The 14,365-nt window shown below is 59.3% G+C and carries 17 protein-coding genes; 14 read left to right on the top strand and 3 right to left on the bottom strand.

What is annotated here, in order from left to right:
• Positions 1-106: 106 nt before the first annotated feature.
• From EJA70_RS04320 to EJA70_RS04300, 5 genes are all read left to right on the top strand, one after another.
• The gene (locus tag EJA70_RS04320; protein WP_008080638.1) at positions 107-484 is read left to right on the top strand and encodes a gamma-butyrobetaine hydroxylase-like domain-containing protein; all 378 of its coding nucleotides are present in this window, start codon (positions 107-109) and stop codon (positions 482-484) included.
• A 258-nt stretch (positions 485-742) separates the two neighbouring features.
• Positions 743-2,422, top strand: a complete 1,680-nt coding sequence (phaC, locus tag EJA70_RS04315) for a class II poly(R)-hydroxyalkanoic acid synthase (protein ID WP_008080636.1) — start codon at positions 743-745, stop codon at positions 2,420-2,422.
• A 140-nt stretch (positions 2,423-2,562) separates the two neighbouring features.
• A complete protein-coding gene (gene phaZ / locus EJA70_RS04310; RefSeq protein WP_008080635.1) occupies positions 2,563-3,417 on the top strand; it encodes a poly(3-hydroxyalkanoate) depolymerase in 855 nt (284 codons plus the stop codon).
• A 139-nt stretch (positions 3,418-3,556) separates the two neighbouring features.
• Entirely contained in the window at positions 3,557-5,239 is a 1,683-nt protein-coding gene (gene phaC / locus EJA70_RS04305) for a class II poly(R)-hydroxyalkanoic acid synthase (RefSeq protein WP_008080634.1), read from the top strand.
• Positions 5,240-5,269: 30 nt separating this feature from the next.
• Positions 5,270-5,890, top strand: coding sequence for a TetR/AcrR family transcriptional regulator (locus tag EJA70_RS04300; RefSeq protein WP_158829891.1), 621 nt, complete (start codon positions 5,270-5,272; stop codon positions 5,888-5,890).
• 269 nt (positions 5,891-6,159) lie between these two features.
• On the opposite strand, the gene EJA70_RS04295 is transcribed toward EJA70_RS04300, so the two are convergent.
• The 3 genes from EJA70_RS04295 to EJA70_RS04285 form a co-directional block, all read right to left on the bottom strand.
• On the bottom strand, positions 6,160-7,083 hold the full coding sequence (locus EJA70_RS04295) for a phasin family protein (RefSeq protein ID WP_158829889.1): 924 nt from the start codon (positions 7,081-7,083) through the stop codon (positions 6,160-6,162).
• A 10-nt stretch (positions 7,084-7,093) separates the two neighbouring features.
• Positions 7,094-7,516 carry a phasin family protein gene (locus tag EJA70_RS04290; RefSeq protein WP_158829887.1) on the bottom strand — a complete coding sequence of 141 codons (423 nt, stop codon included), beginning with the start codon at positions 7,514-7,516 and terminating at the stop codon, positions 7,094-7,096.
• 205 nt (positions 7,517-7,721) lie between these two features.
• Positions 7,722-7,997 (bottom strand): polyhydroxyalkanoic acid system family protein, encoded by a 276-nt coding sequence (locus tag EJA70_RS04285; RefSeq protein ID WP_008080628.1) that lies wholly within the window; start codon positions 7,995-7,997, stop codon positions 7,722-7,724.
• Positions 7,998-8,163: 166 nt separating this feature from the next.
• Between EJA70_RS04285 and ubiE the strand changes: the two genes are divergently transcribed.
• The 9 genes from ubiE (at position 8,164) to EJA70_RS04240 (ending at position 14,282) form a co-directional block, all read left to right on the top strand.
• A complete protein-coding gene (ubiE, locus tag EJA70_RS04280) occupies positions 8,164-8,934 on the top strand; it encodes a bifunctional demethylmenaquinone methyltransferase/2-methoxy-6-polyprenyl-1,4-benzoquinol methylase UbiE (RefSeq protein ID WP_008080626.1) in 771 nt (256 codons plus the stop codon).
• A complete protein-coding gene (locus EJA70_RS04275; RefSeq protein ID WP_007909360.1) occupies positions 8,934-9,557 on the top strand; it encodes an SCP2 domain-containing protein in 624 nt (207 codons plus the stop codon). The genes ubiE and EJA70_RS04275 overlap by 1 nt, the downstream gene beginning before the upstream one ends.
• A complete protein-coding gene (ubiB, locus tag EJA70_RS04270) occupies positions 9,554-11,158 on the top strand; it encodes a ubiquinone biosynthesis regulatory protein kinase UbiB (protein WP_158829885.1) in 1,605 nt (534 codons plus the stop codon). The genes EJA70_RS04275 and ubiB overlap by 4 nt, the downstream gene beginning before the upstream one ends.
• Positions 11,159-11,278: 120 nt before the next feature.
• On the top strand, positions 11,279-11,680 hold the full coding sequence (hisI, locus tag EJA70_RS04265; RefSeq protein ID WP_007909357.1) for a phosphoribosyl-AMP cyclohydrolase: 402 nt from the start codon (positions 11,279-11,281) through the stop codon (positions 11,678-11,680).
• The gene (locus EJA70_RS04260; protein ID WP_003220849.1) at positions 11,673-12,005 is read left to right on the top strand and encodes a phosphoribosyl-ATP diphosphatase; all 333 of its coding nucleotides are present in this window, start codon (positions 11,673-11,675) and stop codon (positions 12,003-12,005) included. Before hisI ends, EJA70_RS04260 begins: the two co-directional genes overlap by 8 nt.
• A 25-nt stretch (positions 12,006-12,030) precedes the next feature.
• On the top strand, positions 12,031-12,312 hold the full coding sequence (locus EJA70_RS04255; RefSeq protein WP_003220847.1) for a twin-arginine translocase TatA/TatE family subunit: 282 nt from the start codon (positions 12,031-12,033) through the stop codon (positions 12,310-12,312).
• A 10-nt stretch (positions 12,313-12,322) separates the two neighbouring features.
• A complete protein-coding gene (gene tatB, locus EJA70_RS04250; RefSeq protein WP_158829883.1) occupies positions 12,323-12,790 on the top strand; it encodes a Sec-independent protein translocase protein TatB in 468 nt (155 codons plus the stop codon).
• Positions 12,787-13,578, top strand: coding sequence for a twin-arginine translocase subunit TatC (tatC, locus tag EJA70_RS04245; protein WP_008080622.1), 792 nt, complete (start codon positions 12,787-12,789; stop codon positions 13,576-13,578). Before tatB ends, tatC begins: the two co-directional genes overlap by 4 nt.
• Positions 13,575-14,282, top strand: a complete 708-nt coding sequence (locus EJA70_RS04240) for a 16S rRNA (uracil(1498)-N(3))-methyltransferase (protein WP_158829881.1) — start codon at positions 13,575-13,577, stop codon at positions 14,280-14,282. Before tatC ends, EJA70_RS04240 begins: the two co-directional genes overlap by 4 nt.
• The last annotated feature ends 83 nt before the right edge of the window (positions 14,283-14,365 follow it).

Genomic DNA, 14,365 nt, shown 5'->3' with positions numbered 1-14,365 from the left:
GCTGCCGCAGGCTGCGATCTTTTGACTTGAGTTTTAAAAAGCAAGATCAAAAGATCGCAGCCTTCGGCAGCACCTACAGGGTGTTCCTCTAGTCGGATGACCTGCAATGACTACTATTCCTACCGACATCAAACTGCACAAAGCCTCGAAAACCCTGACGCTCACCTACGCGTCCGGCGAGGAATACACCCTGCCCGCCGAATTCCTGCGCGTGCATTCGCCCTCCGCCGAGGTCCAGGGCCACGGCAAACCGATCCTGCAATTCGGCAAGCTCAACGTCGGTCTGAGCAAGCTGGAACCGGCCGGTCACTACGCACTGAAACTGACCTTCGACGACGGTCACGACAGCGGCTTGTTCACTTGGGAATATCTCTACGAGCTGGGGCGACGTCATGACGCACTCTGGGCCGATTATCTGGCCGAGCTGAAAGCGGCCGGCAAGACCCGCGATCCGAACGAGTCAGTCGTCAAGCTGATGCTCTAGCCCGTGCCTTGCGCTCATTAGAGGGCATTTTCTAAATTCATCTGTTTGAATGCTCCGCTGTGTGGCCGAGGATCGGCCCGCTTGCGAAAAAAATTAAACTCGGGTAACCAATGGAGCTGGCAAGTTCCCTGCAGTGCTCTACGACTGTAAAGCAGCTATGCAGAATTAACGGTCACCCGAGCAGTAGTACCTGGCATTGGCTGTGGAACTGCACAGCAGAAAACCGGGTACTCGTCTCAGGACAATGGAGCGTCGTAGATGAGTAACAAGAATAACGATGACCTGAAGTACCAAGCCTCGGAAAACACCCTGGGGCTTAATCCCGTCGTTGGGCTGCGCGGAAAGGATCTGCTGGCCTCTGCTCGTATGGTGCTGAAACAGGCCATCAAACAACCGATCCATAGCGTCAAGCACGTCACCCATTTCGGCCTCGAACTGAAGAACGTGCTGTTCGGCAAATCCGAACTGCAACCGGCTGGCGATGACCGTCGCTTCGCTGATCCTGCGTGGAGCCAGAACCCGCTCTACAAACGTTATCTGCAAACCTACCTGGCGTGGCGCAAGGAACTCCACTCCTGGATTGATGACAGCAGCCTCTCCCCCAAAGACATCGCGCGCGGTCACTTCGTCATCAACCTGATGACCGAAGCCATGGCCCCGACCAACACCGCCGCCAACCCGGCCGCCGTCAAACGCTTCTTCGAAACCGGTGGCAAGAGCCTGCTCGACGGCCTCTCGCATCTGGCCAAGGATCTGGTCCACAACGGCGGCATGCCGAGCCAGGTCAACATGGGCGCGTTCGAGGTCGGCAAGAGCCTCGGCGTGACCGAAGGCGCGGTGGTGTTTCGCAACGACGTGCTGGAGCTGATCCAGTACAGGCCGATCACCGAGCAAGTCCACGAGCGCCCTTTGCTGGTGGTGCCGCCGCAGATCAACAAGTTCTACGTATTCGATTTGAGCCCGGACAAAAGTCTGGCGCGCTTCTGCCTGCGCAATAACGTGCAGACGTTCATCGTCAGCTGGCGCAACCCGACCAAGGCGCAGCGCGAGTGGGGCCTGTCGACGTATATCGATGCGCTGAAAGAAGCGGTCGACGTGGTCACCGCGATCACCGGCAGCAAAGACATCAACATGCTCGGCGCCTGCTCCGGTGGCATCACCTGCACCGCCCTGCTTGGCCACTACGCGGCGATCGGCGAGAAGAAGGTCAATGCCCTCACGCTGCTGGTCAGCGTGCTCGACACGACGCTGGACAGCGACGTCGCCCTGTTTGTCGACGAGCAGACCCTGGAGACCGCCAAACGCCATTCGTATCAGGCCGGCGTGCTCGAAGGCAAAGACATGGCCAAGGTCTTCGCCTGGATGCGCCCGAATGACCTGATCTGGAACTACTGGGTCAACAACTACCTGCTCGGCAACGAGCCGCCGGTGTTCGACATCCTGTTCTGGAACAACGACACCACAAGGTTGCCAGCGGCGTTCCACGGTGACCTGATCGAGATGTTCAAAAACAACCCACTGATCCGCCCGAATGCACTGGAAGTGTGCGGCACACCGATCGACCTCAAGCAGGTCACCGCCGACATCTTCTCGCTGGCTGGCACCAACGACCACATCACGCCGTGGAAGTCCTGCTACAAGTCGGCGCAATTGTTCGGTGGCAAGGTGGAGTTCGTGCTGTCGAGCAGCGGGCATATCCAGAGCATCCTCAATCCGCCGGGCAACCCGAAATCGCGTTACATGACCGGCGAAGAGATGGCCGCGAATGCCGATGACTGGCAGGAAAACTCGACCAAGCACACCGATTCCTGGTGGCTGCACTGGCAGGCGTGGCAGGCCGAGCGCTCGGGCAACCTGAAAAAGGCCCCGTTGAAACTGGGCAACAAGGCACACCCGGCGGGCGAAGCCTCGCCGGGCACATACGTACACGAGCGGTAACTGACACCACCCCTCCCTGTAGGAGCTGCCGAAGGCTGCGATCTTTTTACTTTTGATTTTTAAACAACAAGATCAAAAGATCGCAGCCTTCGGCAGCTCCTACATGGGGGTGGTGAATTTAAATCCACAGGGCCTGACGCATGCCGCAACCGTTCATATTCCGTACCGTCGATCTGGATGGCCAGACCATCCGCACGGCGGTGCGCCCCGGCAAGCCTCACTTGACGCCCTTGCTGATTTTCAACGGCATCGGTGCCAACCTGGAGCTGGTGTTTCCGTTTGTCGCGGCGCTGGATCCGGATCTGGAAGTGATCGCCTTCGACGTCCCCGGTGTCGGCGGCTCTTCCACGCCTAATCGGCCGTACCGCTTTCCCGGCCTGGCCAAGCTGACCGCGCGGATGCTCGATTACCTCGACTACGGCCAGGTCAACGTCATCGGTGTGTCGTGGGGTGGTGCGCTGGCGCAGCAATTCGCCTACGACTACCCCGAACGCTGCAAGAAACTGGTGCTGGCGGCGACTGCGGCCGGTGCGGTGATGGTGCCGGGCAAACCGAAAGTGCTGTGGATGATGGCCAGCCCGCGGCGCTACATTCAGCCTTCGCACGTGATTCGGATCGCGCCGCTGATCTACGGCGGCTCGTTCCGCCGCGACCCGACGCTGGCGGCCAGCCACGCGGCGAAAGTGCGTTCGGCCGGCAAGCTCGGTTATTACTGGCAGCTGTTCGCAGGCTTGGGCTGGACGAGCATTCACTGGCTGCACAAGATCCATCAGCCGACGCTGGTGCTGGCCGGTGACGACGATCCGCTGATCCCGCTGATCAACATGCGCATGCTCGCCTGGCGCATTCCCAACGCGCAGTTGCACATCATCGATGACGGCCATCTGTTCCTGATCACCCGCGCCGAAGCCGTGGCGCCCATCATCATGAAATTCCTCCAGGAGGAACGGCAGCGCGCGGTGATGCACCCGCATCCGACACCGCTCGGCGGTTGACCCCGGCGGCAGGCTTTATGCAGGGCTTAAGCAAAGAGTGCGCGGCAGGACGCCGCGCAGGCAGTAACCCGTAACAGCGTCTATGGTGTTCTGGTTCGGTGAATGTGTTTTTGACCTGAAGACGAAGGAGTGTTGAGTCATGCGCGAAAAACCAGCGACGGGCGTAGTGCCCAGCCCCGCCGTGTTCATCAATGCACAAAGTGCGATCACCGGCCTGCGCGGCCGGGACCTGATCTCGACCTTGCGCAGCGTCGCCGCCCATGGCCTGCGCAATCCGATTCACAGCGCAAAGCACGCCTTGAAACTCGGCGGCCAACTGGGCCGCGTCTTGCTCGGCGACACCCTGCACCCGACCAATCCGAACGACAGCCGTTTTGCCGATCCGGCATGGAGCCTCAATCCGTTTTACCGTCGCAGTTTGCAGGCGTATCTGGCCTGGCAGAAGCAGGTCAAAAGCTGGATCGACGACAGCGACATGAACCCGCAAGACCGCGCCCGTGCGCACTTCGCCTTCACCCTGCTCAATGACGCCGTGGCGCCGTCCAATACGTTGCTCAATCCGCTGGCAATCAAAGAGCTGTTCAACTCCGGCGGCCACAGCCTGGTGCGCGGCCTCAGCCATTTGTTCGATGACTTGCTGCACAACGATGGCTTGCCCCGGCAAGTAACCAAGCAGGCTTTTGAAGTCGGTAAAACCGTGGCGACTACTACCGGCTCGGTGGTGTTTCGCAACGAGATGCTTGAGCTGATCCAGTACAAGCCGATGAGCGAAAAACAGTACGCCAAGCCACTGCTGGTGGTGCCGCCGCAAATCAACAAGTACTACATTTTCGACCTCAGCCCGCACAACAGCTTCGTCCAGTACGCGCTGAAAAACGGCTTGCAGACGTTCATGATCAGTTGGCGCAACCCGGATGTACGCCATCGCGAATGGGGCCTGTCGACGTATGTCGAGGCGGTGGAAGAGGCGATGAACATCTGCCGGACGATCACTGGCGCCCGCGAGGTCAATCTGATGGGCGCTTGCGCCGGCGGGCTGACCATCGCCGCCCTGCAAGGGCATCTGCAGGCCAAGCGGCAACTGCGGCGGGTCTCCAGCGCGACCTATCTGGTCAGTCTGCTCGACAGCGAAATCGAAACCTCGGCCACGCTGTTCGCCGATGAGCAAACCCTCGAAGCGGCCAAGCGCCGCTCGTATCAAAAAGGCGTGCTCGACGGTCGCGACATGGCCAAGGTCTTCGCATGGATGCGCCCCAACGATTTGATCTGGAGCTACTTCGTCAACAACTACCTGTTGGGCAAAGAGCCGCCGGCCTTCGACATCCTCTACTGGAACAACGACAACACCCGCCTGCCCGCCGCGTTTCACGGCGACTTGCTGGACTTCTTCAAGCACAACCCGCTGACCCATCCGGGCGGGCTGGAAGTGTGCGGCACGCCGATCGACCTGCAGAAAGTTACCGTCGACAGTTTCAGCGTCGCCGGCATGAACGACCACATTACCCCGTGGGACGCGGTGTATCGCTCGACCTTGCTGCTCGGTGGCGAGCGACGTTTCGTGCTGTCCAACAGCGGCCATGTGCAGAGCATTCTCAACCCGCCGAGCAACCCGAAAGCCGCGTATGTCGAGAACGGCAAGATGAGCAGCGACCCGCGCGCCTGGTACTACGACGCCAAACACGTCGACGGCAGCTGGTGGCCACAGTGGCTGGAATGGATTCAACAGCGCTCCGGCGCCCAGCACGAAACTTCATTCACCCTCGGCAACCCGAACTATCCACCGATGGAGGCAGCGCCCGGTACCTACGTGCGCGTGCGCTGACGCTTAACCGAACTTTTCTAAGAAGACTGGATGAAAACCCGCGACCGGATTCTCGAATGTGCTTTGCAACTATTCAACGAAAAGGGTGAGCCGAACGTCTCCACCATGGAAGTTGCCAACGAAATGGGGATCAGCCCGGGCAACCTCTACTACCACTTTCATGGCAAGGAACCGTTGATTCTCGGGTTGTTCGAACGCTTCCAGAATGAACTGGCGCCGCTGCTCGATCCGCCGCCCGATGTGGAGTTGGCGCCGGAGGATTACTGGCTGTTTTTGCATTTGATCGTCGAGCGGCTGGCGCAGTACCGCTTTCTGTTTCAGGACCTGTCGAACCTGGCCGGGCGGCTGCCGAAACTGGCCAAGGGCATTCGTCATCTGCTCAATGCACTGAAGCGCACGCTGGCGTCGTTGCTCGCGCGGTTGAAGGCGGCGGGGCAGTTGGTCAGCGATACCCAGGCGCTGGGGCAACTGGTCGAGCAGATCACTATGACGCTGCTGTTTTCGCTGGATTATCAGCGGATTCTGGATCGTGAGGGTGAGGTGAGGTTGGTTGTGTACCAGATCATGATGTTGGTGGCACCGCACCTGCTGCCGCCGGTAAAAGTCGCCACCGAACGGATGGCCCTGCAATACCTCGAAGATCACGAGTGAAATCAAAAGCCCCTCACCCTAGCCCTCCCGAAACGTCGGACCGCCCGGAGGGAGAGGGGACTGACCTTATCGTCTTGCGCTATACGGCGACCTGAAAAATCGAGTCGATTATGGATTCAATACGACACTTTCAGGTCGGTGTAAGGCTGAAGCATCCCCGAATCGGTCCCCTCTCCCTCTGGGAGAGGGCTAGGGTGAGGGGCTGTTGGAATTCAGATACAAAAACGCCCGACCTTCACAGGCCGGGCGCTTTGTTTTGCCCTGATGAATCAGGACTGACTGGTTGGCGTCGACGGGGTCGATGCAGCAGTCGGGGTTGCTACTGGAGTCGGTGCGGCGGCGGAGTTCGACGCGCTTACCGGAGCTGCCGGCGTGGCAGGTTTGGCTGCAGCAGGTGCTGCTGGCTTCGGCGCTGCGGCTTTCGGCGCGGCCGGTTTTTTCACTGCGGGTTTTTTCGCTGCTGCGGGTTTGGCCGCAGGCTTGGCAGCCGGTTTAGCGGCAGCGGTTTTCGCTGCGGGCTTGGCCGCTGGTTTCGCTGCAGTTTTGGCTGCAGGTTTAGCGGCCGGTTTGGCAGCGGCTTTGGCGGCAACCGGTTTGGCTGTGGCTTTTGCTGCTGGCTTGGCGGCGGCCGTTTTCGCAGCAGGCTTGGCCGCTGCTTTTGCTGCGGGTTTAGCCGCCGCTTTGGCCAGAGGCTTGGCAGCGGATTTTGCCGCTGGTTTGGCCGCTGCGGTTTTGGCTGCCGGTTTTGCTGCTGCAGTTTTCGCCGCCACAGGCTGAGCTTTCAGACCGGTCAGTTTTTCGATCTGTTTGGTCAGTGTGTCGACCTTGCTGTTGAGCGCTTTGACTTCATTGCGGCTCGGTACACCGAGGCGCGAAATCGCGCTGTTCAGGCGCTTGTCGAAAGCCCCTTCCAGCTCGTCCCATTTGCCCAGTGCGCGATCTTTCACGCCGCTGATGCGCGACTTGGCCGACGAAGCGGAATCCTTGGCGGCATCGACTTTTTTGCCGACTGCAGACTTGGTGAGCTTCTCGGCTTTCTCGCCGTCTTTGACCAATGTATCGAAGAGCTTGCTGCCGTCAGTGTCGATCTTCGAGTACACGCCTAAACCAGCCAGCCAGATTTTGCGGGAGTAGTCTTCGACTTTCCCGATCCACGAGCTGCCTTCTTTATCGGTGTTCTTTTTACCAGCCATCCCGTTCTCCTTAAGATTTACGCGCGACGCGTTCGAGCAATGCCGTCAGCTCATCGAGCTTAGCAGAGAGTGTCTCAACGTCATGTTTAGACGGAATGCCGATACGATTCAAGGCGCTTGCTACACGGGAGTCGAACGCCTTCTCGACCTTGTCGAGTTGAACTTCGACGCGACCTTTGAAAGAACTCACTTCACCCTTGGCTTCATCGATCTCGGCGTTGGCCGCTTCGAGCTTTTCGGTGACGGCTTTTTTGCCTTTCTTTTCAACAGTTTGACCAGCCTTGATCAACTCTTGAAAGTAGTCGCTGCCCTCTTGGCCGACCTTGGCGTAGGCACCCAGGCCTGCCAGCCAGATCTTGCGGGCATAGGATTTGACGTCGCTCAGAGCAATTGTCGAAGCGTCGATTTTTTTCTTCAAAATTACTTTGGCCATGGTGCACCTCACGCGCAGAAGGTTTGAGGAACTGCCCGGACAAGTGTCGGGCTCAGGCACAAAGTAGGCAGAAAAATTAGAAACGGCACCCTAACAACTGACATGAATCGGTGTTGCCTGAACGAAAAGATCGCAGCCTTCGACAGCTCCTACAGGGGAATGTGTACCTCTGTAGGAGCTGCCGAAGGCTGCGATCTTTTGATGTTCAGACCAGCGCTTTATCGAGGGCTTTTTCGATTTCGGCTTTGATCATGCCGCTCATGGCCGACATCATGATGCCCAGTTCAACGTCGACCTTGATCGAATCGTCCGCCACATGCACCGCGCCTTTCACGCCCGAACGTTTGAGGTTCAGGGTGTCGCCCGACCATTGCGGCTCCAGGCCGTATTGCTCGGAGAGTTTTTGCGCCAGCTTGTCGGCCTTCTCGCGGGCGGCTTCCTTGCCCAGGCTGTGGGCACGTTCAACAGTGATTTTGGCCATTGATTGACTCCTGCTTTTTGAATGGGGCGAAAAAGATGTATCGGTAAATCTTGACCGCCGCTGCGGCAAATCGTCCCGAAGGTTGCCCATCTTACCTTTAGCCATTCCAAGACAAAGCATGGCTTGGGGATTAGAATGTCGCGCATTCTCTTTTGGTGACAGCGATATGACTGATCAGCGCAAAGGCAGCGATGCCGAACCCACCACTCACTTCGGCTTCAAAAACGTTCCGGAAAGCCAGAAAGCGGAAAAAGTCGCTGAGGTTTTCCACTCGGTAGCCGCCAAGTACGACCTGATGAACGACCTTCTGTCGGGCGGCATGCACCGTTTGTGGAAGCGTTTCGCGATCGAACTGTCGGGCGTGCGCAGCGGTAACCGCGTGCTGGACATCGCCGGCGGTACCGGTGACCTGACCAAAAAATTCTCGCACTTGGTCGGCCCGACCGGTCAGGTGGTCCTGGCTGACATCAACGAATCCATGCTCAAGGTCGGTCGTGACCGCCTGCTGGATCTGGGTGTTGCTGGCAACGTCGAATTCGTTCAGGCGGACGCGGAAAAACTGCCGTTCCCGGACAACCATTTCGACTGCGTGACCATCGCCTTCGGCCTGCGCAACGTGACGCACAAAGAAGACGCCCTGCGTTCGATGCTGCGCGTGCTCAAGCCCGGCGGTCGTCTGCTGGTGCTGGAATTCTCCAAGCCGACCAACGCATTGATGTCGAAAGCCTACGACGCCTACTCGTTCGCCTTCATGCCGCTGATGGGCAAGCTGATCACCAATGACTCGGAAAGCTATCGCTATCTGGCCGAATCGATCCGCATGCACCCGAATCAGGAAACCCTGAAGTCGATGATGGTCGACGCCGGTTTTGACCGCGTGACCTATCACAACATGACCGCAGGCATCGTTGCCCTGCACCGCGGCATCAAGCCCTGATGTTGCTCACCGGGCTGCTCGCCAGCGTTGAACTCGGCCTCAACCGGGTGCTGCGTCTCGACAGCACGGCGCTGCCGCGGCTGGCGCATTTGACCGGCAAGGTGATTGCCGTCGACTGCCGCAGCCCGGCGCTGCAACTGTTCATCCTGCCGAGCGACGAAGGTCTGATGCTGGCCTCGCACTGGGAAACCGGTGTCGACTGCACCCTGCGTGCGCCAGCCTCCAGCCTGATCAAACTGGCCGTGAGCAAAGACAAGACCGCGGTGTTGCACGCCCCGGAAGTCGAGCTCGATGGCGACAGCGGCGTGCTGCTGGAGCTGGCCGGCGTGCTGCAGGATCTTGAGCTGGACTGGGAGTACGAACTCTCGCGCTGGCTCGGCCCGGTCGCCACGCAACTGGTCGGTGGCCATCTGCGCAGTCGCGCACGCTGGTATCAACAAGGATTTGCCAGCCTCAACCAGAACCTCGCCGAATACCTCGCCGAAGAATCGCGCACCCTCGTCGGGCAGCGCGAAGCCGAAGCACGGTTCAGCGAACTGGACCGGATCAAACTTGATCTGGAACGTCTCGAGGCGCGTTTCGAGCGCCTTTCCCGATCCCTCGACCCAAGCGATAACGCATGAAGCTGCTTGCCGTCCGCCGTCTGTTGCGCATCCAGCGCGTCGTGATCCGCTACCGTCTCGATGACCTGCTGTTCGATCTGCCGTTGCCGTGGTTCCTCCTGGCGCTGCGCTATGTGCTGCCGTGGCGCTGGTTCCCGCGCAAGCCGCTGGATCTGAGCCGGGGCGCGCGTCTGCGTCTGGCGTTGCAGGATCTCGGGCCGATTTTCATCAAGTTCGGGCAGATTCTCTCGACCCGCCGCGATTTGCTGCCGGAAGACATCGCCGATGAGTTGATGCGCTTGCAGGATCGCGTGCCGCCGTTCGATTCACAACTGTCGGTCAAGCTGATCGAAGAACAGCTGGGCAAGAAGATCAGCGACGTGTTCAGCCGTTTCGACGTTGAGCCGCTGGCCTCGGCTTCGGTGGCGCAGGTGCATGCCGCGCAGCTGAAAACCGGCGAAGAAGTGGTGGTCAAAGTGATCCGCCCGGGTCTGAAGCCGATCATCGCGCAGGATCTGGCGTGGCTGTTCATTCTTGCCCGCGCGGCTGAAAAACTGTCGGCCGACGCGCGGCTGCTGCACCCGGTCGACGTGGTCCAGGACTACGAAAAAACCATCTACGATGAACTCGATCTGTTGCGCGAGGCGGCCAACGCCAGCCAGTTGAAGCGCAACTTCGAAGGTTCGCCGCTGCTGTACGTGCCGCAAGTCTATTGGGACTGGTGCCGGCCGAAAGTGCTGGTGATGGAGCGCATCTACGGCATTCAGGTCACCGATCTGGCGACCCTCGCCGATCAGCGCACCGACATGAAAATGCTCGCCGAGCGTGGCGTGGAGATTTTCTTCACCCAAGTGTTCCGCGACAGTTTCTTCCACGCCGACATGCACCCGGGCAACATCTTCGTCAGCACCGTCAATCCGTGGAGCCCGCAATACATCGCGATCGACTGCGGCATCGTCGGCAGCCTGACCCCGGAAGACCAGGATTATCTGGCGCGCAACCTGTTCGCCTTCTTCAAGCGTGACTATCGTCGCGTGGCGCAGTTGCACATCGATTCGGGCTGGGTACCGGCAGAAACCAAACTCAACGAATTCGAAGCGGCGATCCGCACGGTGTGCGAACCGATCTTCGAAAAACCGTTAAAAGATATTTCATTTGGCCAGGTGCTGATGCGCCTGTTCCAGACCGCACGCCGCTTCAACATGGAAGTGCAGCCGCAACTGGTACTGCTGCAAAAGACCCTGCTGAACATCGAAGGTCTTGGCCGTCAGCTGTATCCGGATCTGGATCTGTGGAACACCGCGCAGCCGTTTCTGGAGCGCTGGATGCGCGAGCGTGTCAGCCCGAAAGCCTTGCTCGGCAACGTGCAGAGCCAGTTTGAACAGTTGCCGCATCTGGCGAATATGGCCCGCGACCTGCTCGAACGCATGTCCCAGCCGCATGCCTACGACCCGCCGCCGCCATGGCACAAACGCAAGGACGACTGGTTCCTGCGCCTGCTCGGTTGCGCGCATCTGGCCGGCGGGGTGATCCTCGCCATCGGTGGCCCGCTAAACGAATTGGGACATTGGCCAGCCGGAATCATGGTGGCCGTGGGCTTGTATCTGGTCGTTCGCCGATAGCACGAATCAGCTGCAAGTTATAAGCTGCGAGCTGCAAGCCTGACGATACTGGAACACCGCAATCTGCTTTTACTTGCAGCTTGAAGCTCAAAGCTTGTAGCTGCGTTTCGGGAATTGAAGATGAAAAACTGGCTGGACGAGATCAAGTGGGACGCTGATGGCCTGGTGCCGGCGATTGCCCAGGATCACAAGACCGGACGCGTGCTGATGATGGCCTGGATGAACCGCGAAGCGCTCGAACTGACCGCTGCGGAAAACCGTGCAATCTACTGGTCACGTTCGCGTGGCAAGCTGTGGCGCAAGGGCGAAGAGTCCGGCCATGTGCAGACGTTGCATGAGATGCGTCTGGACTGTGACGCCGACGTGATCATCCTGATGGTTGAACAGATCGGCGACATCGCTTGCCATACCGGCCGTCAAAGCTGCTTTTACCGCGTTTTCGAAAACGGCGACTGGAAAACCGTCGATCCGGTTCTGAAAGACCCGCACGCTATCTATTCTGCAGGACACAAACATGAGTGACACCCTGACCCGCCTCGCTCAGGTACTTGAAGAGCGCAAAGGCGCAGCCGCCGACAGCTCGTATGTGGCTAGTCTGTATCACAAGGGTTTGAACAAGATTCTGGAGAAAGTCGGCGAAGAGTCGGTCGAAACCATTATTGCCGCCAAGGACGCCGCCATCAGCGGCGACTGCAGCGACGTGATTTACGAGACCGCCGACCTGTGGTTCCACAGCATGGTCATGCTCGCCCAACTGGGGCAGCATCCGCAGGCTGTGCTCGATGAACTGGATCGCCGCTTCGGCCTGTCCGGACACGTCGAGAAAGCCTCGCGTCCGTCCGCTTGAACAATTTTTAGAGAGGAACAGCAACATGGGCATTTTTGACTGGAAACACTGGATCGTCATTCTGGTAGTCGTGGTGTTGGTGTTCGGCACCAAGAAACTGAAAAACCTCGGCACTGACGTTGGCGAGTCGATCAAGGGCTTCCGCAAAGCCATGAACGACGATGAAAAACCTGCCGCTGATCCAACCGTGACGCCTGCGCAGCCAGTGCCACCGGTACAGCCGCAAGCCACCGCTCAGGCCAATCCGCCGCACACCATCGATGTGCAGGCGCAGAAAGTCGAAGAGCCGATCCGCAAAGACGTGTGAGCACTGACTAATGTTTGGTATCAGCTTCTCTGAACTGCTGCTCGTCGGCCTCGTTGCCCTGCTGGTGCTGGGCCCCGAGCGTCTGCCGGGCGCTGCGCGCACCGCTGGCCTGTGGGTCGGACGGCTGAAGCGCAGCTTCAACGCGATCAAACAGGAAGTTGAACGTGAAATCGGTGCCGACGAGATCCGTCGGCAACTGCACAACGAGCACATTCTGTCGCTGGAGCAGGAAGCGCGGAAGATTTTCAGCCCGGTTCAGCAAGATCCGACGCCGGTTGAGCATGTGGGTCAGCAGACGATTCATGCGCCGACTGCACCTGTTGTGCCTGCTCAGACACCTGCACCTGCTGCCGTTGTAGCACCGACAGAACCGGTGCCAGTCGTTGTTGCGGAACAGTCTGTTGAACACGTTGCGCCAAACGCCGCGCCGATCACCCCAGCGCCTCAAGACTCCACTCTGCCGCCGCGAGCCCCATGAGCGATCTCCCCGAAAACGACCAGCACATGCCGCTGGTTTCGCACCTCACCGAGTTGCGCACCCGCCTGCTGCGTTGTGTGGCGGCGATCTTCATTATCTTCGCCGGGTTGTTCGCCTTCACCCAGCAGATCTACACCTTCGTCTCGACGCCGCTGCGCCAGTACCTGCCAGTCGGCGCGACGATGATTGCCACGGATGTGTCGTCGCCGTTCCTGACGCCACTGAAGCTGACGATGATGGTTTCGCTGTTCCTCGCGATCCCGGTGATCCTGCATCAGATCTGGGGCTTTATCGCGCCAGGCCTGTACAAGCATGAGAAGCGCATCGCGGTGCCGCTGCTGGTTTCCAGCATTTTGCTGTTCTACACCGGCATGGCGTTCGCCTATTACTTCGTGTTCCCGCTGATCTTCAAATTCTTCGCCGCTGCCACCCCGGCTGGCGTGGAAATGATGACCGACATCGCCAGTTACCTCGATTTCGTCATGACGCTGTTCTTCGCCTTCGGCGTAGCGTTCGAGATCCCGGTGGCCGTGGTGCTACTGGTGTGGATCGGTGTGGTCGACGTCAAATACCTGAAGAAGATCCGCCCGTACGTGATCATCGGCTGCTTCGTGGTCGGCATGATCCTGACGCCGCCGGACATCTTCTCGCAGACCCTACTGGCCGTACCGATGTGGATGCTGTTTGAAATCGGCATTCTGTTCGGTGGTTTGATCAGCAAGCGCGAACGCCCGGAAGAAACCCCGGCCGACGACCACAACGACCAGCCGCCAGCGACCCAGGCATGAACCTGCTGTTGCTCGAAGAGGCCGATTTCATTGCGGCCGACCGCGTGGTGCTGCGTGATCGTCGCCTGACCCATATGCAGGAAGTTCACCGCTCGGAAGTCGGTGACAGCCTGCGCGTCGGGTGCATCAACGGGCTGATGGGTTCGGCCGAGTTGCTGCGCCTGGAAGCGGGTGAAGCCGAACTGCGCGTCAGCCTCGATCAGCCGCCGCCGGCCAAACTGCCGCTGACGCTGGTGCTGGCGCTGCCGCGTCCGAAAATGCTCCGCCGGGTGTTTCAGACCGTGGCGACCATGGGCGTGTCCAAGGTGATTCTGGTCAACAGCTATCGGGTCGAAAAAAGCTTCTGGCAGACACCATTTCTTGAGCCTGAGGCGATTCGCGAAAACTTGATCCTCGGCCTCGAACAGGCCCGTGACACGGTGCTACCGGAAATCATCATCGAGAAACGCTTCAAGCCTTTCGTTGAAGACCGACTGCCGGCGATTACCGAAGGCACTCTCGGTCTGGTCGGGCATCCCGGTAACTATCCGCCGTGCCCGCGCGCCCTCAGCGAACCGGTCACCCTGGCCATCGGCCCCGAAGGTGGCTGGATTCCCTACGAGATCGACCTGCTGGGCAAGTCCGGCCTGCAACCGGTGCAACTCGGCGAGCGCATCCTGCGCGTCGAAACCGCCGTCACCGCCCTCCTCGCCCGCCTCTTTTAAGCGTCGCCCAATCCCCGGTAGGAGCTGCCGCAGGCTGCGATCTTTTGATGTTGTTTTTTAGAAGCAAGATCAAAAGATCGCAG

It is taken from the genome of Pseudomonas sp. PB103, assembly GCF_009764635.1.
Lineage (GTDB): Bacteria > Pseudomonadota > Gammaproteobacteria > Pseudomonadales > Pseudomonadaceae > Aquipseudomonas.
The sequence above is the reverse complement of the archived record's forward strand: the minus strand, read 5'-3'. Positions and strand labels throughout refer to the sequence as shown.